We start from the raw sequence: 19,760 nt of genomic DNA, 5'->3' as shown, positions 1-19,760 counted from the left end.
TCCTCTAAAAAAGCGAGCCCTGATTGCCCGGTTCTTTCGGTTTGCTGGCCGCCGGCTTTGCGGCGGGTTTGCTGGCGGGCGGCGTGGCCGCTGGTTTGGCAACGGCCTGCACCCGCTCGGCGTCGCCGGTCGCGACCGCATTTACGATGCCGTCGGCGAACTCCAGCTGCAGGCCAGCGCCCGGCGTCACATCAACTGCCAGTTTGATCACCGCGCCGTCGGCATCCTTGACCAGCGCGAAGCCGCGGGCCAGCACAGCCTTGTGCGACAGCGTTGCCATCAGCCTCTCGGATTGGACAATGCGGCCGCGCAGTCGCTCCAGCCTGAGCAGTACCGCTTGCGTGCCGCGTCTCGTCAAAGCTGTCAGCAGATCCCTCTGCACGGTTTGCCGCCGTGCCGTTGGCTCGATCGTAATGCGGCCTTGCAGCAAAGCCAGTTGCTGCCTGTGCCGTTGCAGGGATGCTTTTGCGCATTTTGGCAGTTGATCCGCTGCGCGATTGAGTTCCGCGCGCCGGGCTCTCGCCAATGCGCGCAGCGCCCCCTGGGCGCGCAAAAGGTTGCGGTCGTTGGTTCGTCGCGCCTCGGCAATCCGCCGCGACAGCGTTGCCGGAGTGAGCTTCACGGCGAAGAACCGAGCTCGCTTTCTTTCGGTGGAGACCATCAGCCCCCGGCTAAGCCGGCTGGCCGCCTCGTCCAGCCGCCGTCGCGGCAGCGCCAGCAACTGGTCGGGTGAGGGCAGTGCCCGGGCCGCCGCACGCGAGGCCTGCCGCTTGCGTTCGAAATTGCGCAAGGTGGCTGCTTTGAGACGTGCGCCAAGACTGGCTAGTGTCGCTTCGAGGTCCGCTTTCACCGGCACCGCGATCTCCGCCGCACCTGTCGGCGTCGGTGCGCGCATGTCGGCGACGAGGTCGATCAAGGTCCAGTCGGTCTCGTGCCCGACGGCCGAAATCACCGGAATGCGCGAGGCGGCGACGGCGCGCGCCAGCCCTTCATCGTTGAACCCCCAGAGGTCCTCGAGGCTGCCGCCGCCGCGCGCCACGATCAGAAGGTCGGGCTGGGCAATCGCGCCATCCCAGGCCAGCGCGTTGAAGCCGTTGACGGCGGCCGTCACTTCCGCCCCCGCCGTCTCGCCCTGGACTCTTACCGGCCAGACCAGCACATGCAGAGGAAAGCGGTCCTTGATGCGATGGATGATGTCACGGATCACCGATCCGGTCGGCGAGGTGACGACGCCGATGGTGCGCGGCATGAACGGCAGCCGCCGCTTGCGGCCGGCATCGAAAAGTCCTTCGGCCTGCAGTCGCCGCTTGCGCTCTTCCAAAAGCGCCATCAGCGCCCCGGCGCCGGCGGGTTCTAGATTGTCGATGACGATCTGGTAGTTGGATTTGCCGGGATAGGTGGTGAGTTTGCCGGTGGCGATCACCTCCATCCCCTCTTCGGGACGGAATTTCAGCCGGCTCATCGTGCCTTTCCAGACCACGGCATCGAGCCGCGCGCGGTCGTCCTTCAGGGTGAAATAGGCATGGCCGGAAGAGTGCGGCCCGCGATAGCCGGAAATTTCGCCGCGCACCCGCACATGGCCGAAGACATCCTCGACCGTGCGCTTCAGCGCGCCGGAAATCTCGCTCACCGTGTATTCGGTGGCATTGGTTCGTGATTCGGATTCTGCGTCGCTCATCGGCCGATTGAGCGGCTGTTGTCGCTCCGCGTCAAGATTCCATAACTTGATCTTAAGCCTGGCCTGATTGACTCTGGGCCAAGGAGGACGCATGAGCGCCCGCAAACAACGCAGCCCGTTGACGTTCCAGGTCACCCTGACGGTGCTGACGCTTGCCGTTTTTGCACTGGCCATCGTTGTCGGCTTCGGCCTTTACGCCACCATGCAGGCCGACCGGGTCTCGCTCGAGCGGGAGAAGGTTTTCCTTGCCAACGGCCTGCAGGACCAGATCGCCGCGGTAAAGCGCGAGCAGGAAAGCGTCGCCGTCTGGGATGATTCCGTTATAAACGCCAAGGCCGGCAACCAGACCTGGATGGCCGAGAATTTCAGCGTCTGGATGTACTCGTATTACGGCCACAACCGGGTCTATGTGCTGGACAACGCCAACCGGCCGGTCCACGCCATGCGCGAAGGCAAGGTCGTGTCGCCTGCCGTCTTTGGCGAGGACGAACCCGCTTTGCGGCCGACCATCGCCAGGTTGCGCCAGATGATGAGCAAGGACGCAAGCCAGGCCGGCGCAAAATTCGTTGCCGACGATCTGGTCTCGCTTGGCGGTCAGCCTGCCATACTCAGCGTCATGCCTCTGGTGCCGAGTTCGGATCGCGTCACCCAGGCATCCGGCAGCGAATATCTGCATGTCTCCATAGAGTTCATCAACGACGCGGTGATCGGCAAGATCGCGCAGAAATATCTGCTGGCGGGGGCGCATCTCCTGCCGATGGCTCAGCCGCTTGGCTCGGCTGCCATTCCGCTTATCGACAAACAGGGTGTCATCCTCGGCTATATTGCCTGGGACCAGGAACGGCCCGGCCTGACGCTGGTGGGCAAGGCCAGCCCGGCCCTGGCTCTGGCCGCGCTGGTTGCGGCGAGCGTGCTCGCCTTTCTGCTCCGGCGTCTGCGCCGTGCGTCATCGGCGCTGCAGACCAGCCAGGCCCAGGCGCAATATCTCGCCTTTCACGACACGCTCACCGGCCTGCCCAACCGGGCACTGTTCGAGGACAGGCTGCGGCGTGCCTTGCTTACCTCCGGCAATGAAAGCAAGGTCGCGCTGCTTTATCTCGATCTAGATCGCTTCAAGCATGTCAACGACACGCTTGGTCACCCGGCAGGCGACGAACTCGTGCGCCAGACGGCGGCCAGGCTTCAGCATACGGTTCGCGACGTCGACACGGTGGCAAGACTGGGTGGCGACGAATTCGCGGTGATCCTGATCGATGTCCGCGACGTAAGGAACGCCGAGGATATTTCCGAGAGGGTGCTGCAGAAACTGCAGGAGCCGTTCAAGCTGATGGACGATCAGGTCTTTATCAGCGCCAGCATCGGCATAGCCTTGTCGACAGGCCCTGATGCCGACGCAGACGATCTGCTGCGCAAGGCCGACATCGCGCTCTACGAAGCCAAGAAGAACGGCCGTGGCCGCTACCAGGTCTTCGCCGGCGACATGGACGACCTTTTGCTGCGCAAGCGCAAGGTCGAGAGCGAGCTGCGCAGCGCGCTGAATGGCGGCACCGGTATCAAGCTCGCCTACCAGCCGGTCTTTGCCAGCGACGGCAAGACCATTGTCGGCGCCGAGGCGCTGATCCGCTGGGCGCATGAGGTCCATGGCGCACTGCCGGCGGCGCAGTTCATCGCCATCGCCGAGGAACGCGGCATGATCGGGCAGCTCGGCGCATGGGCCCTGCTGGAAGCCTGCCGCTTCGCCGTGAAGACCAAACTGCCGTGGCTCGCCGTCAATGTCTCGCCGCTGCAATTGCGCGACGCCGGCTTTGCCGAAGAGGTTGCCTCGATCCTCGCCGAAACCGGACTGGCGCCGAAGCGCCTGCAGCTCGAAATCACCGAAAACGTTCTCCTGGAAAACAACGACACCACCAGAGCGGCTCTGGCAGCCTTGCGCCAGTCGGGCGTCGGCATTGTGCTCGACGATTTCGGCACCGGCTATTCGTCGCTGAGCTATCTGCGCCGCCATGCCATCGACAAGCTCAAGATCGACCGCTCCTTCGTGCGGCTTCTCGACGGCGACGGCAATTCGGGCGCCATCGTCAAGGCGCTGATCGATCTCGCCGGCGCGCTCAAGGTCGAGGTCACCGCCGAGGGCGTAGAGACCGAGGTGCAAAAGGCGCTGCTGGTCGCCATGGGCTGCCAGCAGCTGCAGGGCTACCTCTTGTCGCCGCCGCTGGAGCCGGCGCAATTGGTGGCGCTGCCCGGCCTGTCGTCGGCCAACGCAACGACGGAGGCGGCAGCGTCGGCCTGATCGTTCCTACCAGCCAGGCAGGATCTGGTTCGGCTTGCTCCGCTTCATCTTGGCGAAGGCGAGCGAGGCGAAATCGAAGCTTCCCGTTTCTTCGCCGAGCGGCACGGAAATATTGTCGAGGCTTTCCGAGATGTGTCGGGCCAGAGCGTCGACGATTTCGGGACGCGAGGTCTGGCCGCGCATGATGCCGATGCGGCAGTCGGGCAGGGCGCCAAAACCGTCGGCTTCGCCCAGCACTCGCATGCCGGGCCGCAGCGCGCATTCCGGCAGCACCGAGATCGCCAGCCCCGACAGCACCGCGGCGGTGATGACGGTGGCCGAGAAGCTGGTGAACAGGATTCGATAGTCGCGGTTTTGCCGGTCGAGCACATCGACGGCGGCGCGCCGCCAGATGCAGTTCGGCCGGCCGAAGGCCATCGGCAGCACTTCCTGTTCGTGCGTGGCATGGTTGGCCGAGGTCACCCATAGCAGCGGCTCGCGCCGCACCACTTCCGACTGGCCGCGCGTATCGTTGTGCGTCACCAGCGCAAGATCGAGATTGCCGCGCTTGATATGCTCGACCAAGCCTGGCGTAGGCTCGCAGATGACGGTCAGTTCGACGCGCGGGTTTGACCGTGTGAAGCGTGCCATGATTTCGGGCAGGAACCGGTCGGCATAGTCGTCGGGGGTGCCGATGCGGATGGTGCCTTCGAGCCGCTGGTCATCGAAGGCGGCCAGCGTTTCGCGGTTGAGATAGAGCAGGCGGCGCGCGTAGGAGAGCAGCTTGTCGCCTTCCTCGGTCAGCCTGTTGGTGCGGCCGTCCTTTTCGAACAGCGGCTTGCCGATCCGCTCTTCCAGCCGGCGCATCTGCATCGACACCGCCGATTGCGTGCGCAGCACTTCCTCGGCCGCGCGGGTAAAGCTGCCGGTATCGGCAATCGAGATGAAGGTCTGCAACTGGTCGAGATCGAGTGGCGCTTTCATCGGTCCAATCCATCAGTAGCGTTGATGCTAAAGATTAGAAACATTCGTTGGATTAATCAATCGGTGCGTGGCAAATTCACATTGTCCACATGAAGGCATGTGAATCGAGACCGGAACGGCCGCTGTCCCCAGCGCCGATCGCCTGGTCTTGTCCAGTTCGAGTCTGAAGGAGACCGACATGACCACGTTTGATTTCGCCACCGCGACCTCGCGCATCACCTCGCGTCCGGCCGTTGCGACGCGCGTGGCCAACACCCTTCTCAATGCCTACCAGGCCTGGAAAAATCGCCGGGCCTTCTATCGCCTCGGCGAGATGTCGGACGCCGAACTCGCCGATATCGGCCTGACGCGCGCGGATCTCCATGTCGCCATCGATGTGCCGTTCGGCGCCGATCCGACCGTGAAGCTGCGTGCGATTGCGAGCGATCGCGCCGATACAATCGAAGATCTCGCCCGCCAGATAGCGTGATATCGGGCGCATTGTTTCGGTTGCCGTGAACCTTTCTCAGGCTCGCTACGACCAACGAGTATAGCAGGCTCCCCACTCCCTGCCGGTTCCCCGCCGGCCAGCCTGCACACTGGCCCGGTCCTCCTCCAGGACCGGGCTTTTCTTTTAAAGCTCCGTCGTCATCGTGCGGTCTGCGCCGCGTCGCTTCGTTCCTTGCTCCGAAGCCGCGAAGGTCAGCGCCCAACTACCGCCAACTACCGCCGGTCCATGTCCCGCTTGAACTGGTCGAAGATCGTTTCCACGCCCTTCTGATAGTCGTCGCGCTGCTGGGCGCCGGTCTCGAACATCTTGCCGAAAATATCGTCGAACGGATTGCGTGGCCTGCCGCTCGGATTGGCCTGCGGTTGCGGCGCCTGGCGCTCCTGCGGTGCCTGTCGCGGCTGGGGTGCTTGCGGCTGCTGCGGCGCCGGCTGCCCACCGGGCAGGCCGAAGCCGCCACCACCGCCTTGCCGCATCATCTCTTCAAAAATCTTGCCCAGCGGGTTGTCGCCGTAAGGGCTCTGCGTCTGTTGCGGCTGTGTTGGCTGCTGCGGCCGGCCCTGCGGTTGCTGTGCCGCGCCACCGCCGAACATATCCTGCAGCACCTTGCCCAGCGGATTGTCGCCATATGGGTTGGGCGCCTGTTGCGGCTGGCTTTGCGGCTGTTGGGCGCCGCCGCCGAACATGTCCTGCAGCACTTTGCCCAGCGGGTTCTCACCGTAAGGATTGGGTGCTGGCTGCGGCGCAGGCTGTGCCCCGCCGCCCGCCTGCCGCATCATCTGTTCGATGATCTCGCCGAGCGGATTGCTGCCGCCGCCGCCGAAGCCACCGGCGGCCTGCATCTGACCCCCGGTCAACTGGTTTGTCGTCTGCTTGAACAATCCGCCCATCACCATCGAAGCGATGGCCGGCAGCATCTGCTGCAGGATCTGCTGGCTGACGCCGGTCGCCTGCGCGGCCTGGCTGGCCACCGCGCGCGACAGCTCCTTCGAGCCGAACAGATGACCCAGAATGCCATTGCCCTCATTGACGCCTTGCGGTGAGAAAGCCCTGGTCGCGTCCTCGAAGTATTTGGCGTGCTGGCCGCTCGCCATCGCCGTCATGAAGGCGCCTAGCCCATAGGGATCGGCGGTGTTGCGTTGCAGCCCTTGCGAGAAGGCCGGCAGCAGAGCGGCGACAGCCGCCTGCGTCTGCTGCATGGAAAGCCCGTACTGCTGGGCAAGCGCCTGCATGCCGTTGCCGTTCTGCGCCTGCGCCAATATGTCGAACAAGGTAGGCATCGGTTTCTCCTCCGGGAAATCCTCGAGGGAGAACCTAGTTCGTTTCGATGTTCGATTGAAGCGGCTTTTGCCGCTGCTCAAGGCGCGACGCTAATACGCATATTCCATGAACACCGGCTCGATCGAGCCGCCCCAGCGCGTGTGGTAGGCCGACAGCATTTCCTCGGCACTGGTGGTACCGCGCGCCACGACTTCGTCCAGCGTGTTGAGGAACGAGGTCTCGTCATAGCCGTCGCGGTTCTTCCTGCCGCGATTTTTCAGCCCAAGGCGCGAAATCGTCATTACATCGCGGCCGATCTCACGCAGCGTCGTGTTGCGGAACGGCGCGGAAATGCCTTGTTCCGGCACCGCATTGCGCATCGCCAGCGTTTCTTCATAGGTCCAGCTCGAAGTCAGCGCCTCGGCGGCGTCGAGCGCGGCCTCGTCATAGAGCAGCCCGACCCAGAAGGCCGGCAGTGCGCAGATGCGGCGCCACGGCCCGCCATCGGCGCCGCGCATTTCGAGGAAGCGCTTCAGCCTGACGTCGGGGAACAGCGTCGACAGATGGTTCGCCCAGTCGCCCATGGTCGGCAGTCCGTCCGGTACTTCATTGCGGGCAGCGCCGGCCATGAACCGGCGGAAGGTGATGTGCGTCATGTCGTGATAGTGGCCGTCGCGGATGACGAAATACATCGGCACGTCGAGCGCCCATTCGACATAGTCGGCAAAGCCGAACTCGGGCGAGAAGCAGAATTCGAGCAGGCCCGAGCGCTGGTTGTCGGTGTCGCGCCAGATGTCGCCGCGCCAGCTCTGCAGCCCGTTCGGCCGGCTGTCGGTGAAGGGCGAGTTGGCAAACAGCGCCGTCGACAGTGGCTGCAGCTTCAGCGACACCTGCATCTTGCGGCGCATGTCGGCTTCGCTTTCGAAGTCGAGGTTCACCTGGATGGTGCAGGTGCGATACATCATGTCGAGACCCTTGGTGCCGACCTTGGGCATGTAGCGGGTCATGATTTCGTAGCGCGATTTCGGCATTTTCGCCGTCTCGGCGAGCGACCATTTCGGACTGCCGCCGAGGCCGAGAAAGCGGATGCCCATCGGCTCGGCGATCTCGCGCACCTGCGCCAGATGCGCATTGCCCTCCCGGCAGGTCTGGTGGATCGTTTCCAGCGGCGCGCCCGACAGCTCGAACTGGCCGCCAGGCTCCAGCGAGATCGCGCCCTGTCCGGTCGGCTCGACCAGGCCGATGATGCGGCCGTCATCGATGATCGGGTCCCAGCCGAGCTTTTGCTGCATGCCTTCGAGGATGGCGCGGATGCCGCGCTCGCCGCCATAAGGCACCGGCGCGTTGCCGTCGACATAGAAGGGGAACTTCTCGTGCTCGGTCCCGATGCGCCACTTGTCGCGCGGCTTGTTGCCTTCGGCCAGATGCTCGACCAGTTCGTCGATGCCTTCGATTGGCCGGAAATCGGTTGTGTCGCGCGCCATGGGGCCCCCTCTGCGGCTCTCGGAGCCCGCCGGCGCTAAATGGACGAAATGTCAGCAGCCGATCAAGCGAAAAATCCTGAGCCACAGGTCAACAGGAATTGATCTTTACGCCTCTTACCAGTCTCCGACCGTCACCTGCATCACCGCAAGCGCCGCTACAGCTGCTGTGTCAGCGCGCAGGATGCGCGGTCCGAGCGGGATGGCAGTGACGAAGGGGAGCGCCCGCAGCATCTTGCGTTCGTCGTCGGAAAAGCCGCCTTCCGGCCCGACCAGCAGCGCCAGCTTCCTCTCCGGCACCGCCTGCAATGCCGGCAGCGGGTTGTTGGTCGAGGCATCCTCGTCGCAGAAGATAAGCCGGCGTTCCTTGTCCCAGCCGGAGAGCAGGCGCTCGAATTTCTCGGCCTCGCGCACTTCCGGCACCGCCAGTATGCCGCATTGCTCGGCCGCCTCGACGACATTGGCGCGCAGCCGGTCGATGGAGGGTTTTGCCACTTGCGTGTGCTGGGTGATCACCGGCTGCAGGATGCCGGCGCCCATCTCGACCGCCTTCTGCACGAGATAGTCGAGCCGGCCCTGTTTCAGCGGCGCGAAGCAATAGATCAGGTCAGGCAGGGGCGGTTGCGGTCTCTGCGAGGCCAGCACCTTCAGCCGCACCGCCCTTTTCGACCTGGTGGCAATCGCCGCCGACCACTCGCCGTCGCGGCCGTTGAAGACCAGGATCTCGGCGCCTTCGCCGAGCCGCAGCACATGCGTGAGATAATGGCTCTGCTGCTGGCCGGCATCGAATTCGATGCCTGCCGCGAGGTCGTCCGGCACGAACAGCCGCTGCATCTTGTAATTGGCGCGCATCGCCGAGGAATGGGCGAGGCGGTGCCTGGCGTCAAGTCTCGGCGGAACGATGCCACACCGGTTCAAAACCGTGCCGCAGCACCGAAACGGTCGTGGCCGGTGTGAGCAGGCGCAGCGACCGGCCGGCAAGGCTGTCGAAGGCCGCCGCATCGCCATAGCCTGCGAACGACCAGGGCAGCGCGTTGCCGCCGCGCAGCGCATAGGCCGAGCCGCCATCCGCGATCATCGCTCCGTCCGGCAATTCGGCAAGCTCTCCCATGGTGACATCAGGTGGCTTGCCGCCGGAAGCCAGCCGCTCCTTGTGCAGGCGCTTGTCCACCATTGGCGCGCGCGGTTCGTTTACACCGAAGACTTTGCCGAAACGCCCGACAAAATCCGTGGCTCGCTCACGCCGGCAATAGAAACAGGGACGGTGCCCGGCGGCCAGCGCCGTCACCTCGTCGAGGAAGAACAACTCGGTCCAGCCGGCCCTGCCGCCCGGCCTGTTCCTGCCCATCGGCTCGCGCCGCGCATTGCGGAATTGGCAGACGCAGATGATCCAGGCCGGCAAGGCCCAACGCTTTTTCAGCAGCGTCTTGGTCTCAGGATCGTGGATGATGCCGCGATTGCCGGTGAACAGGCCGCGCTCGGATATGGCATGGATGGCGCCGAACGGATCGACCCGGTTCTGCAGTGGCATAGCTCTCTCCCGAATACGCATCTTGGCTGCAATACGGGCGACATGATATCGCTCGTCGCGTCATTTCATGTCAGCAGGGTTTTGCGATGCGGGTGCTGGTGGTCCAGAACTACGAAAACACCGGCCTTGGCCAGGTTGGTGCCGCGCTCGCCGAAGCCGGCGCCGATCTCGACCTGCGCCGGCCCTACAAGGGCGATGCGCTGCCGGACGACGCGACCGGACACGATGCCATGGTGATGCTTGGCGGCGGTCAGAATGCGCTGGCCGACGATGACTACCCGTATTTCCCGGCGCTGCTCGAACTGACCCGCGATTTCGCCGCCAAGGATCGCTCGGTTCTCGGTATCTGCCTGGGCAGCCAGTTGGTTGCCCGCACTTTCGGCGGTGAGAACCAGATCGGCGGCGCCTCGGAATTCGGCTGGCACAAGGTATCGCTGACGCCGGATGCCAGAACCGATCCGGTGCTTGGCGCACTTCCCCAGGATTTCCCCATCTTCGAATGGCACGACGACACTTTCGCGCTGCCGTCAAATGCGGTGCGGCTTGCCGGCAGCGAAATTGCTGAGAACCAGGCGTTCCGTATCGGCCGCGCCGTCTACGGCTTCCAGTTCCATTTCGAGGCCGACCGGCCGATGGTGAGGGACTGGAGCACGTCCTTCGCGCCGCTGATTGCCGATCGCCATCCCGACTGGCACGACCGCCTCGACAGCGAAATGGCTCTCAACGGCCCCCAGGCCGACGCCGCGGGCTTGGCCATTGCCCGCGCCTGGGTGGCGACGATCTGAGACTGGCCGCGCGCAGTCAGCAATTCCAGGAAAAGTGTGAAGCGGTTTTCCGTCCGGAATTGCGTCAGATAAAAAGATAGAGCGGTTCGCCGTAGCGGCGAACCGCTCTATCCGTTGCATAATTGGCACGCGGCGGGGAATCCGCCGGGGACAACCTCTTTCGTCCTTGGTTTGTGGCCGAACGCTATCCTACAAGGCGCGCGCTCTGCATCGGCAATGCAACCGCGATGAACCTTCTGTGTGATCCGCGCGACACACCGCCGATACAGAATCGACCTACAAGCGCGAAATCGTCGAAACTTTGAGACGAATTCTCGGTTTCAACCCATTGGTAACCGCCTCGTGCCCAGATGCAGGAAGCTCAACTAGAGATGACGTCCGTGAAAGCAGCGCTTCTGTCCTTTGTCATGCTGTCTGCCATCGTTTTGTGCGGTCTCGGCATTTATTCCGCCGATGCAGCCAACAACCATCAGGCCGTCGACGGCTACGGCGTCACCGCCGCGCTTCGCTAAAACGCTTTTCCCTGCACAGTCAGGATACGCTTGTCCGCGCCGTCCACGGCGAGCGCACTGAGCATGCCTGACTGCCAGGCGAGCGTGTCGACATTGACGCGGTTCGGCATCACCTCCGCCTCCGGCACCGGTGTGTGGCCGTGCACGATCACCTTGGGGTAAAGCCCTGGATGGTTGTGGAAGACGTCGCGTATCCAGACCAGATCCTGCGGGCTCTGGCTCGCCAGCGGCACGTCAGGCCTGACGCCAGCATGGCAGAAGAAGAAATCACCTGATATCAGTGACAATTGCAGCGACCGCAGGAAGTCGACATGGGCTTGCGGTACAGCATTGACCAGTGCCTGGTGTCCCCGCCGTAACGCCTCGGCCTTGCCGAACCAGCTTGCGTGTCCCGCTAGGTCGACGCCATAGGATTGTGCCGTCTGCACGCCGCCATAGCGGATGAACAGCCCTTCCGGGTCAGGCTCGTCGAGAAAATCGAGGAAGCCGATATCGTGGTTGCCGGCGAGCATCAGATGCCGTGGATCGCGTTTCTGTGCCTCGATCAGGAAGTCTATGACGCCCTTGGACTCTGGTCCGCGGTCGACATAGTCGCCGAGGTGGATGACGCGCCAATCGCTGGTCGGCTTGTATTCGAGTTCGCTCTCGATGCGGCGATGCATGGCGGCGAGCAGATCGAGCCGGCCATGCACGTCGCCGATCGCATAGAGGCGCATGCCATCGGGCGCGCGCGCGTCGAGGTAGTGGATGCCGGTCTCGATCAAGGCGGCTTCGTCTCCGTGATCCAGCGAGGCTAGGGTCTAATCGGTGAACAAGACCCTATCGCCGCAACTGGTCCTTGCCCATCTCGGTCACCAGCCGTTTGCCGCACAGTGCCAGCGTGATGTCCATCTCCTTGCGGATGATGTCCAGCGCCAGGGTCACGCCTTGCTTGCCCATGGCGCCCAACCCGTACAGGAACGGGCGGCCGATATAGGTGCCCTTGGCGCCGAGGCAAAGCGCCTTCAGCACGTCCTGGCCCGAGCGGATGCCGCCGTCCATATGAACCTCGATCCTGTCGCCGACGGCATCGGCGATCTCCTCCAGCGCCATGATTGACGACGATGCGCCGTCGAGCTGGCGCCCGCCATGGTTGGAAACGATGATGGCGTCGGCGCCGGTCTCGACCGCCATCAGCGCGTCCTCTTTGTCGAGAATACCTTTCAGGATCAGCTTGCCGCCCCAGCGCTCCTTGATCCAGGCGACGTCCTTCCACGACAGGTGCGGGTCGAACTGCTCCGTCGTCCACGATGCCAGCGAAGCGACGTCGCCGACGCCCTTGGCATGGCCGACAATGTTGCGGAAGGTGCGGCGCTTGGTGCCGGCAATGCCCATCAGCCAGCGCGGTCGCATGGCGATGTTGGCAATGTTGGCCAGCGTCATCTTGGGCGGCGCCGACAGCCCGTTGCGGACATCCTTGTGGCGCTGCCCCAGGATCTGCAGGTCGAGCGTCAACACCAGCGCCGAGCATTTTGCAGCCTTCGCCCTGTCGATCAGGTCGAGCACGAAATCCTTGTCGCGAAGCACGTAGAGCTGGAACCAGAACGGCTTCTTCGTCACCGACGCGACATCCTCGATCGAGCAGATGCTCATCGTCGACAGGGTGAACGGCACGCCGAATTCCTCTGCCGCCTGCGCCGCCAGCATCTCGCCATCGGCATGCTGCATGCCGGTCATTCCAGTTGGGGCAAGCGCCACCGGCATCGCCACTTTCTCGCCGATCATGGTCGATTCCAGCGAGCGGTTGCTCATGTCGACCAGCACGCGCTGACGGAATTTTATCTTCTGGAAGTCCTCCTCGTTGGCGCGGTAGGTGCTTTCGGTCCAGGCGCCGGAATCGGCATAGTCGTAGAACATCTTCGGCACCCGCCGGCGCGCCAGGTCCTTGAGATCGGCAATGGTGAGGATGTCGCTCATGGTGGTTCCTCGTTAGCCAGTCGTCTTGAAGCCGTCGTCGGCGTCGGACCGCTGCTTAAGCCTGAGCCGCGACACGCGCTGCCAGTCGCCGCTGCGTTCGGCCTCGAGCATCGAGCGCTCGACATAGGAGATATGGTCCATCGCCGCCTGGCGGGCAGCTGAGGGATCGCCGGCCTTCACGGCTTTGTAGATCGCGCCGTGCTGGGCCAGCAGCGCCTCCCGCGCTCCGGGCACGCTGAACACCAGAAGCCGGTTCTGGAACACGCCTTCAGACAGCAGCCGGTAGCAGGAGCGCAGCGTGTGCAAGAGGATGATGTTGTGCGCGCATTCGCACACAGCATGGTGGAACTCGACGTCGATTTCCGCCTCGTCGTCGAAATCGCCGGTGCGGTGCGCCTCGTCCATGCGCGCCATGATGCGGTCGAGCAGCGCAATGTCGTCCGCTGTCGCGCGCCGCGCCGCATATTCGGCCGCCACGCCTTCGATCTCGCGGCGGTATTCCAGATAGTCGGTCACCGCCTTGCGGTGCATGGAGACGAGGTCGGTCACCGGCTTGGTGAACAACTGGCCGATGACGTCGGCGACATGGGTGCCGCCGCCGGCCTTGGTGATCAGCAGCCCGCGCCCTTCCAGCGCCTTCAGCGCATCGCGCAGGATCGGCCGCGACACGTCGAACTGGCGCGCCAGCTCGCGCTCGCCCGGCAGCCGGTCGCCGGTGCGCAGCACGCCTTCAAGGATCAGGCTTTCGATCTGCTGCACCACCTCGTCGGCGGTGCGCGAATGCTCGATCCTGGAGAAAATATCGCTCAACGGGGGCCTGGGAAATTGAACCGGCGTCGCGCAAGATAAAGCCAGCGTCGCCAACTGGTCAAATTATTTATCCAATTTGCCCAATCGGGTCGGTCTGCGCGTCGCGCCGGCAGGACCTACGATGCTAGACTTTGGTGTTTACGCGCCTCATGGATTGCCTTTAGAGGACGCCATCACACGAAGGGTCGAGAACAGGGGGACCACCGTGTCGGACGAGACGTCCAACCTCGAATTCCAGCCGCGCGCCCAGGGCAGCGTGATGGGCTTTCCCGCGCATGAGGGACGGCCTGGCGCGCTTGGCGAGGTCCATGCCCGGCCGCATCCGCTGATCGAGAAGCCGCGCGTGCTTGTGCAACTCGCCTTCATGACCGAGGGCGGCTCCGGCGTCGACATGGCCGTGCTCTCCGAACTGTCGCGGCGCCTCGGCATCGCGGCGCCCGACCGTCATGCCCGCCACCACGCCATGAAGTGGGGCAAGGGCACGCTGCGCTGGGAGCGGCATACGGAATTTTCGACCTATCTTTGGGAAGGGCCGCTGGCCGAAAGCAGCAGGGCGCAGGAGGATTCTCCTTTCGGCAACGGCTTCTCGCCGCCGGGAACGGTGATCTCAGGTATAAGGCTGGAGATCCGCAAATGGACGCCGGCAAGCGAGAAGCTGATTGCGGCCTTCGACCCGACGAGCCTCTGCTATTCGCTGGTCGAGCGCGGCAATGCGGCCATAGTCACCGATTTCCGCCAGGACGGCGACGGCCTGACCCGCATCCTGGTGCTTGATCGCGGCCTGACGCCGGCGCGGACCGGCGCGCTGTCGCAGCGGCTGATCGACGTCGAGACGTATCGCACGCTTGCCATGCTCGGCCTGCCGCTGGCGCTGACGCTGTCGGGCCGCGCCCGCCGCATCGAGGACCGGCTGGCGCAGACCACGCTGGAAATGAAGGTCGCTGAAACCCGCGACAGCCAGACGCTGCTCGCCGACCTGACCGAGCTTGCCGCTGAACTCGAGGCTGATGCCGCCTCCAGCCTCTATCGCTTCGGCGCCAGCCGCGCCTATGACGGCATCGTTGTCGAGCGGCTGGAAGCGCTGGACGAAGAAGCCGTGCCCGGCTACGACACTTGGGGCGGCTTCCTGCAGCGGCGGGTGGCACCCGCCATGCGCACCTGCCGTTCGGTCGAGGAGCGCCAGGCCAACCTGTCGCGAAAACTGACCCGCGCCACCACGCTGCTGCGCACCTGGGTCGATGTCGAGGTCGAGAAGCAGAACCGCGATCTGCTGGCGTCGATGAACAACCGCGCCCGGCTGCAACTGCGGTTGCAGCAGACGGTGGAAGGCCTGTCGGTGGCAGCAGTGTCCTACTATGTCGTCGGCCTGATCTCCTATCTCGCCAAGGGCGCATCGATCTTCGGCCATGCCTTTGCACCCGAAATCGTCACTGCCGCGGCGGTGCCGGTCGCCATCGTGCTGGTCTGGTGGGGCGTGCGGCGAGTCAGGCGGATGCACTCCGAGCCGGCGAAACATCCGGGGGAGTGAGAAGCGGTCCGCGCAGCGGACGAAAAGCCAATTGCTTGGCTTTTCGAGCTTCGAACGCCCTGAGCCAGCGAAGGGCAAGGCGCTGGACGATCCGCCCTGCCGGGCCAGCGGCAGATTGCCGCTGCGGAAGGCGGGCAGTACGCTCTTTGCCCGACGCGGTGTTTGCAACATCCGGATGTAACTGGTAAAAGATTTTTACCAGCTAAGCGGAGGACGCCGCCGATGTCCGGCCTTGTCATGCCCAAGCCAGACGACGCCACGATGCGAAGGCGCGCAGAGATCGTCGCCGATATGCGCATCATCGTGCCGGGCGAGGGCGTCGTCGACGCCACCAACGAAATGCGCGCCTTCGAAAGCGACGGTCTCACCGCCTACCGGCAATTGCCGCTGGTCGTGGTGCTGCCGGAAACGGTGGCGCAGGTGTCGCGGGTGCTGAAATACTGCAACGACCGCAACATCCGTGTCGTGCCGCGCGGCTCCGGCACCTCACTCTCCGGCGGCGCGTTGCCGCTCGAGGATGCCGTGCTGCTGGTCATGAGCCGCTTCAACCGCATCCTTGCGATCGACTATCCCGATCGCGTCGTCGTCGCTCAGCCCGGCGTCACCAATCTCGGCATCACCACCGCCGTCGAGCAGGAGGGCTTCTACTATGCGCCCGATCCATCCTCCCAGATCGCCTGCTCGATCGGCGGCAATGTCGCTGAAAATTCCGGCGGCGTGCACTGCCTGAAATACGGCCTGACCGCTAACAATGTGCTGGGCATCGAGATGGCGCTGATGAACGGCGAGGTGGTGCGCCTGGGCGGCAATCATCTGGACTCGGAAGGCTATGATCTCCTCGGCGTCATGACGGGGTCCGAAGGCCTGCTCGGCGTCGTCACCGAGGTCACCGTACGCATCCTGAAGAAGCCGGAGACGGCGCGCGCTCTGCTGATCGGCTTTCCGACCAGCGAGCAGGGCGGCCAATGCGTCGCCGACATCATCGGCGCCGGCATTATCCCTGGCGGCATGGAGATGATGGACCGGCCGGCGATCCATGCCGCGGAAGATTTCGTCCACGCCGGCTATCCCCTTGATGTCGAGGCGCTGCTGATCGTCGAACTCGACGGGCCGGGCGTCGAGGTCGATCACCTGATCGGTCTCGTCGAAGCGATCGCCTACAGGAACGGCTCCACCACCTGCCGCATCTCGCAATCCGAACAGGAGCGGCTGAGTTTCTGGGCCGGCCGCAAGGCGGCCTTCCCGGCGGTCGGCCGCATCTCACCCGACTATTACTGCATGGATGGCACCATCCCGCGCAAGGAATTGCCGCGTGTGCTCGCCGGCATGCGCGAACTGTCGGGAAAATACGGCCTTGGCGTCGCCAATGTCTTCCACGCCGGCGACGGCAATCTGCATCCGCTGATCCTCTACGACGCCAACGTGCCGGGCGAACTCGACAAGGCGGAAAGTTTTGGCGCCGACATCTTGCGGCTCTGCGTCAAGGTCGGCGGCGTCTTGACCGGCGAGCACGGCGTCGGCGTCGAGAAGCGCGATTTGATGCCGGAGATGTTCAACCAGATCGACCTCGACCAACAAATGCGCGTCAAATGCGCCTTCGATCCCAACCATCTGCTTAACCCGGGAAAAGTGTTTCCACAACTGCGCCGCTGTGCGGAGCTTGGGCGCATGCACGTGCATCGGGGGCAGCTGGCATTTCCGGATATTCCGAGGTTTTGATGGGGGCGGAATGTCTCACGTCGGCGATCCTTCGCGCCCCCCTCTGTCCTGCCGGACATCTCACCCACAAGGGGGGAGATCACCAGTCATCTCTGCCTTCGCCAACCTTCGACGTTGCTAGAGAGGCGCGGTCGCCAAAGCTGCTAATCTCCCCCCAAGTGGGGGAGATGTCCGGCAGGACAGAGGGGGGCGCGAAGGAACTCGACCCATCTTCGCCATGACGACCTTCACCCCCACCACATCGGCCGAGATCCTCTCCACCGTCCAATGGGCGGCGGCGGAAGAGTCACCTTTGGAAATCATCGGCCACGGCTCCAAGCGCGGCATCGGCCGGCCACAGCAGAGCGAACACACGCTCGATCTTTCGAAGCTCACCGGCGTCACCCTCTACGAGCCGGCCGAGTTGGTGCTGTCGGCCAAGGCCGGCACGCCGCTTTCCGAGATCGAAAACCTGCTCGCCGAAAACGGCCAGCAGCTCGCCTTCGAACCGATGGATTACGGTCCTTTACTCGGCGGCGAGCCCGGCAAGGGCACCATCGGCGGCGTGCTCGCGGCGAACCTGTCCGGTCCGCGCCGGCTGAAGGCGGGGGCTGCGCGAGACCATATTCTGGGCATCAATGCGGTTGCCGGACGCGGCGAGGCTTTCAAGTCCGGCGGCCGCGTCGTCAAGAATGTCACCGGCTACGATCTGTCGAAGCTGATGGCCAACAGCTGGGGCACGCTGGCCGTGTTCACCGATGTCACCTTCAAGGTGCTGCCGGCGGCCGAGACCGAGGTGACGCTTGCCATGCGCGGCCTACTCGACGATGCCGCCTCTGCCGCCATGGCGCTGGCGCTCGGCTCCAGCGCCGAAGTGTCGAGCGCGGCCCATCTGCCCGAACGCATCGCCGCGCGCGTTGCCGGGGGCAGTCTAGGCACTGACGCTGCAACGCTGCTGCGCGTCGAAGGGTTTGGCCCATCGGTCGCCTATCGCATTGAGGCGCTGAAGACCCTGCTGAAAAATGCCGGCCCGCTGCAGGAGATCGCAGGTGAGACATCGCATACCCTCTGGCGTGACATAAGGGACTGCACGCCATTCGCCGACCGTAGCGAAAAGCCGGTCTGGCGCGTCTCCATGGCGCCGTCTCAGGCCCATCAGATGGTGCTGACGCTGCGTATGCAGATCGGTGTCAGCGCCTTCTACGACTGGCAGGGCGGGCTGGTCTGGCTGCGCATGGAGGAGGGCGATCCCGAGGCCGCCCTGCTGCGCGGGCTGATCAGAAAGCATCGCGGCGGCCACGCGACGCTGGTGCGCGCCACCCCTTCGTATCGCGCCGCCGTTCCGGTGTTCGAGCCGCAGGCGCCGCATCTGGCCGCACTGTCGGCGCGGCTCAAGGCCGAGTTCGATCCCAAGTCCATCCTCAATCCCGGCCGCATGGCCCAAGGCTAAGATAATGCAAACTAACTTCTCCCTTGCCCAGCTTGCTGATCCCCATGTCGCGGAATCGGAGAAGATCCTGCGCAAATGCGTGCATTGCGGCTTCTGCACCGCCACTTGCCCGACCTATGTGACATTGGGCAACGAGCTGGATTCGCCACGCGGGCGGATCTATCTCATCAAGGACATGCTGGAGAACGGCCGTCCCGCCGACAAGCAGATCGTCACCCATATCGACCGCTGCCTGTCCTGCCTGGCCTGCATGACCACCTGCCCGTCGGGCGTCAATTACATGCACTTGGTCGACCATGCCCGCGCCCATATCGAGGAAACTTACAAGCGGCCGCTGCTCGATCGGCTGATCCGCGCCATGCTGTCCATGGTGCTGCCCTATCCCACACGCTTTCGCGCCGCGCTGAAGTTGGCGAAACTGGGCAAGCCATTCATTGGCCTATTCGAAAGGCTGCCGGCGCTGAGGCCGCTGGGTGCGATGCTGAAGCTGGCGCCGGCATCGATCCCGGCGGCCTCGCCGATGGCCTCTCCCGGCGTCCATGCCGGCAAGGGGACGAAGAAAGGTCGCGTCGCCATCCTCACCGGCTGCGCCCAATCGGTACTCGACCCCGCCATCAATGAGACGACGATTGCATTGCTGACACGGCTGGGCGTCGAGGTCGTGGTGCCGCAGGGCGAAGCCTGCTGCGGCGCGCTGGTCCATCATATGGGCCGCGAGGCAGCAGCCCTTGCCTCGGCACGGCAGAATGTCGATGCGTGGACGCGTGCCATCGACCAGGGCGGGCTCGACGCCATCGTCATCACCGCATCGGGCTGCGGCACAACCATCAAGGATTACGGCTTCATGCTGCGCCTCGATCCGGCCTATGCCGACAAGGCCGCGCGGGTCTCGGCGCTGGCCAGGGACATTACCGAATATCTCGCAAGCCTCGACCTGCCCGAGCCGGTGCGCAAACCCGGCACCGTCGTCGCCTATCACTCCGCCTGCTCGATGCAGCACGGTCAGAAGATCATCCGCCAGCCGAAGGAATTGCTGTCCAAGGCGGGCTTCGTCGTGCGCGAACCGCGCGAGGGGCATCTGTGCTGCGGCTCCGCCGGCACCTACAACATCCTGCAGCCGGAGATTTCCGCAAGGTTGCGTGACCGCAAGGTGAAGAACATCGAGGCGACCGACGCCGAAATCGTCGCCACCGGCAACATCGGCTGCATCACCCAGATCGCTTCGGCTGCAAAGCTGCCGGTGGTGCACACGATCAAGCTGCTCGACTGGGCCTATGGTGGTCCGAAGCCGGAGGGCGTCTCCGAAGGAAACCTGGTCGCCGCCGAGTAAG

At 64.2% G+C, this 19,760-nt stretch carries 17 protein-coding genes; 8 read left to right on the top strand and 9 right to left on the bottom strand.

All coding sequences use genetic code 11. The features are described from left to right. Positions 1-4: 4 nt before the first annotated feature. Positions 5-1,678, bottom strand: coding sequence for an exodeoxyribonuclease VII large subunit (gene xseA / locus NKI05_RS17920; protein WP_023715633.1), 1,674 nt, complete (start codon positions 1,676-1,678; stop codon positions 5-7). 91 nt (positions 1,679-1,769) lie between these two features. On the opposite strand from xseA, the gene NKI05_RS17915 reads away from it, so the two are divergent. Then, positions 1,770-3,968, top strand: coding sequence for a bifunctional diguanylate cyclase/phosphodiesterase (locus NKI05_RS17915; RefSeq protein WP_023723354.1), 2,199 nt, complete (start codon positions 1,770-1,772; stop codon positions 3,966-3,968). A 6-nt stretch (positions 3,969-3,974) separates the two neighbouring features. Here the strand turns inward: NKI05_RS17915 and NKI05_RS17910 are convergent, their stop codons facing one another. Then, positions 3,975-4,931, bottom strand: a complete 957-nt coding sequence (locus NKI05_RS17910; protein ID WP_023695095.1) for a LysR substrate-binding domain-containing protein — start codon at positions 4,929-4,931, stop codon at positions 3,975-3,977. 178 nt (positions 4,932-5,109) lie between these two features. Here NKI05_RS17910 and NKI05_RS17905 point away from each other — a divergent pair, with 178 nt between their 5' ends. After that, positions 5,110-5,400 (top strand): DUF1127 domain-containing protein, encoded by a 291-nt coding sequence (locus NKI05_RS17905; RefSeq protein WP_023753909.1) that lies wholly within the window; start codon positions 5,110-5,112, stop codon positions 5,398-5,400. Positions 5,401-5,633: 233 nt separating this feature from the next. On the opposite strand, the gene NKI05_RS17900 is transcribed toward NKI05_RS17905, so the two are convergent. From NKI05_RS17900 to NKI05_RS17885, 4 genes are all read right to left on the bottom strand, one after another. Continuing rightward, positions 5,634-6,698, bottom strand: coding sequence for a DUF937 domain-containing protein (locus NKI05_RS17900; RefSeq protein ID WP_023753910.1), 1,065 nt, complete (start codon positions 6,696-6,698; stop codon positions 5,634-5,636). Positions 6,699-6,788: 90 nt separating this feature from the next. Next, positions 6,789-8,162 carry a glutamate--cysteine ligase gene (locus NKI05_RS17895; protein WP_352792785.1) on the bottom strand — a complete coding sequence of 458 codons (1,374 nt, stop codon included), beginning with the start codon at positions 8,160-8,162 and terminating at the stop codon, positions 6,789-6,791. Between the two features lie 114 nt (positions 8,163-8,276). Beyond that, positions 8,277-9,011: a 16S rRNA (uracil(1498)-N(3))-methyltransferase gene (locus tag NKI05_RS17890; protein WP_023815107.1), complete on the bottom strand. Its 735-nt coding sequence runs from the start codon at positions 9,009-9,011 to the stop codon at positions 8,277-8,279. 31 nt (positions 9,012-9,042) lie between these two features. Continuing rightward, the gene (locus NKI05_RS17885; protein ID WP_023686822.1) at positions 9,043-9,690 is read right to left on the bottom strand and encodes a hypothetical protein; all 648 of its coding nucleotides are present in this window, start codon (positions 9,688-9,690) and stop codon (positions 9,043-9,045) included. A gap of 86 nt (positions 9,691-9,776) precedes the next feature. Here NKI05_RS17885 and NKI05_RS17880 point away from each other — a divergent pair, with 86 nt between their 5' ends. After that, the gene (locus tag NKI05_RS17880) at positions 9,777-10,475 is read left to right on the top strand and encodes a type 1 glutamine amidotransferase (RefSeq protein ID WP_023815108.1); all 699 of its coding nucleotides are present in this window, start codon (positions 9,777-9,779) and stop codon (positions 10,473-10,475) included. A gap of 371 nt (positions 10,476-10,846) precedes the next feature. After that, positions 10,847-10,987, top strand: a complete 141-nt coding sequence (locus NKI05_RS17875; RefSeq protein WP_006206855.1) for a hypothetical protein — start codon at positions 10,847-10,849, stop codon at positions 10,985-10,987. Here the strand turns inward: NKI05_RS17875 and NKI05_RS17870 are convergent. The 3 genes from NKI05_RS17870 to NKI05_RS17860 are packed head-to-tail and all read right to left on the bottom strand — an operon-like array spanning position 10,984 to position 13,753. After that, positions 10,984-11,751 (bottom strand): metallophosphoesterase family protein, encoded by a 768-nt coding sequence (locus NKI05_RS17870; RefSeq protein ID WP_023815109.1) that lies wholly within the window; start codon positions 11,749-11,751, stop codon positions 10,984-10,986. The genes NKI05_RS17875 and NKI05_RS17870 overlap by 4 nt on opposite strands. A 55-nt stretch (positions 11,752-11,806) precedes the next feature. After that, positions 11,807-12,943, bottom strand: coding sequence for an alpha-hydroxy acid oxidase (locus tag NKI05_RS17865; protein ID WP_023815110.1), 1,137 nt, complete (start codon positions 12,941-12,943; stop codon positions 11,807-11,809). A gap of 12 nt (positions 12,944-12,955) precedes the next feature. Beyond that, entirely contained in the window at positions 12,956-13,753 is a 798-nt protein-coding gene (locus tag NKI05_RS17860; protein WP_023815111.1) for an FCD domain-containing protein, read from the bottom strand. Between the two features lie 205 nt (positions 13,754-13,958). On the opposite strand from NKI05_RS17860, the gene NKI05_RS17855 reads away from it, so the two are divergent. From NKI05_RS17855 to glcF, 4 genes are all read left to right on the top strand, one after another. Then, the gene (locus tag NKI05_RS17855; RefSeq protein WP_023815112.1) at positions 13,959-15,281 is read left to right on the top strand and encodes a DUF3422 family protein; all 1,323 of its coding nucleotides are present in this window, start codon (positions 13,959-13,961) and stop codon (positions 15,279-15,281) included. 222 nt (positions 15,282-15,503) lie between these two features. Continuing rightward, positions 15,504-17,000, top strand: coding sequence for an FAD-linked oxidase C-terminal domain-containing protein (locus NKI05_RS17850; protein WP_352792781.1), 1,497 nt, complete (start codon positions 15,504-15,506; stop codon positions 16,998-17,000). 217 nt (positions 17,001-17,217) lie between these two features. Next, positions 17,218-18,429: a glycolate oxidase subunit GlcE gene (glcE, locus tag NKI05_RS17845; RefSeq protein ID WP_023804491.1), complete on the top strand. Its 1,212-nt coding sequence runs from the start codon at positions 17,218-17,220 to the stop codon at positions 18,427-18,429. Between the two features lie 4 nt (positions 18,430-18,433). Beyond that, positions 18,434-19,759, top strand: coding sequence for a glycolate oxidase subunit GlcF (gene glcF, locus NKI05_RS17840; protein ID WP_023815114.1), 1,326 nt, complete (start codon positions 18,434-18,436; stop codon positions 19,757-19,759). Position 19,760 lies beyond the last annotated feature (1 nt).

This window comes from Mesorhizobium sp. M0771 (genome assembly GCF_040320155.1).
Taxonomy (GTDB): domain Bacteria; phylum Pseudomonadota; class Alphaproteobacteria; order Rhizobiales; family Rhizobiaceae; genus Mesorhizobium.
The sequence above is the reverse complement of the archived record's forward strand: the minus strand, read 5'-3'. Positions and strand labels throughout refer to the sequence as shown.

Bases quoted from the DNA above. Each gene is read 5' to 3' on its own strand.
- NKI05_RS17875 (WP_006206855.1), top strand. From the start codon at position 10,847: ATGACGTCCGTGAAAGCAGCGCTTCTGTCCTTTGTCATGCTGTCTGCC.
- glcF (WP_023815114.1), top strand. From the start codon at position 18,434: ATGCAAACTAACTTCTCCCTTGCCCAGCTTGCTGATCCCCATGTCGCG.
- NKI05_RS17865 (WP_023815110.1), bottom strand. From the start codon at position 12,943: ATGAGCGACATCCTCACCATTGCCGATCTCAAGGACCTGGCGCGCCGG.
- xseA (WP_023715633.1), bottom strand. From the start codon at position 1,678: ATGAGCGACGCAGAATCCGAATCACGAACCAATGCCACCGAATACACG.
- NKI05_RS17885 (WP_023686822.1), bottom strand. From the start codon at position 9,690: ATGCCACTGCAGAACCGGGTCGATCCGTTCGGCGCCATCCATGCCATA.
- NKI05_RS17910 (WP_023695095.1), bottom strand. From the start codon at position 4,931: ATGAAAGCGCCACTCGATCTCGACCAGTTGCAGACCTTCATCTCGATT.
- NKI05_RS17890 (WP_023815107.1), bottom strand. From the start codon at position 9,011: ATGCGCGCCAATTACAAGATGCAGCGGCTGTTCGTGCCGGACGACCTC.
- NKI05_RS17880 (WP_023815108.1), top strand. From the start codon at position 9,777: ATGCGGGTGCTGGTGGTCCAGAACTACGAAAACACCGGCCTTGGCCAG.
- glcE (WP_023804491.1), top strand. From the start codon at position 17,218: ATGACGACCTTCACCCCCACCACATCGGCCGAGATCCTCTCCACCGTC.
- NKI05_RS17905 (WP_023753909.1), top strand. From the start codon at position 5,110: ATGACCACGTTTGATTTCGCCACCGCGACCTCGCGCATCACCTCGCGT.
- NKI05_RS17850 (WP_352792781.1), top strand. From the start codon at position 15,504: ATGTCCGGCCTTGTCATGCCCAAGCCAGACGACGCCACGATGCGAAGG.
- NKI05_RS17915 (WP_023723354.1), top strand. From the start codon at position 1,770: ATGAGCGCCCGCAAACAACGCAGCCCGTTGACGTTCCAGGTCACCCTG.
- NKI05_RS17900 (WP_023753910.1), bottom strand. From the start codon at position 6,698: ATGCCTACCTTGTTCGACATATTGGCGCAGGCGCAGAACGGCAACGGC.
- NKI05_RS17895 (WP_352792785.1), bottom strand. From the start codon at position 8,162: ATGGCGCGCGACACAACCGATTTCCGGCCAATCGAAGGCATCGACGAA.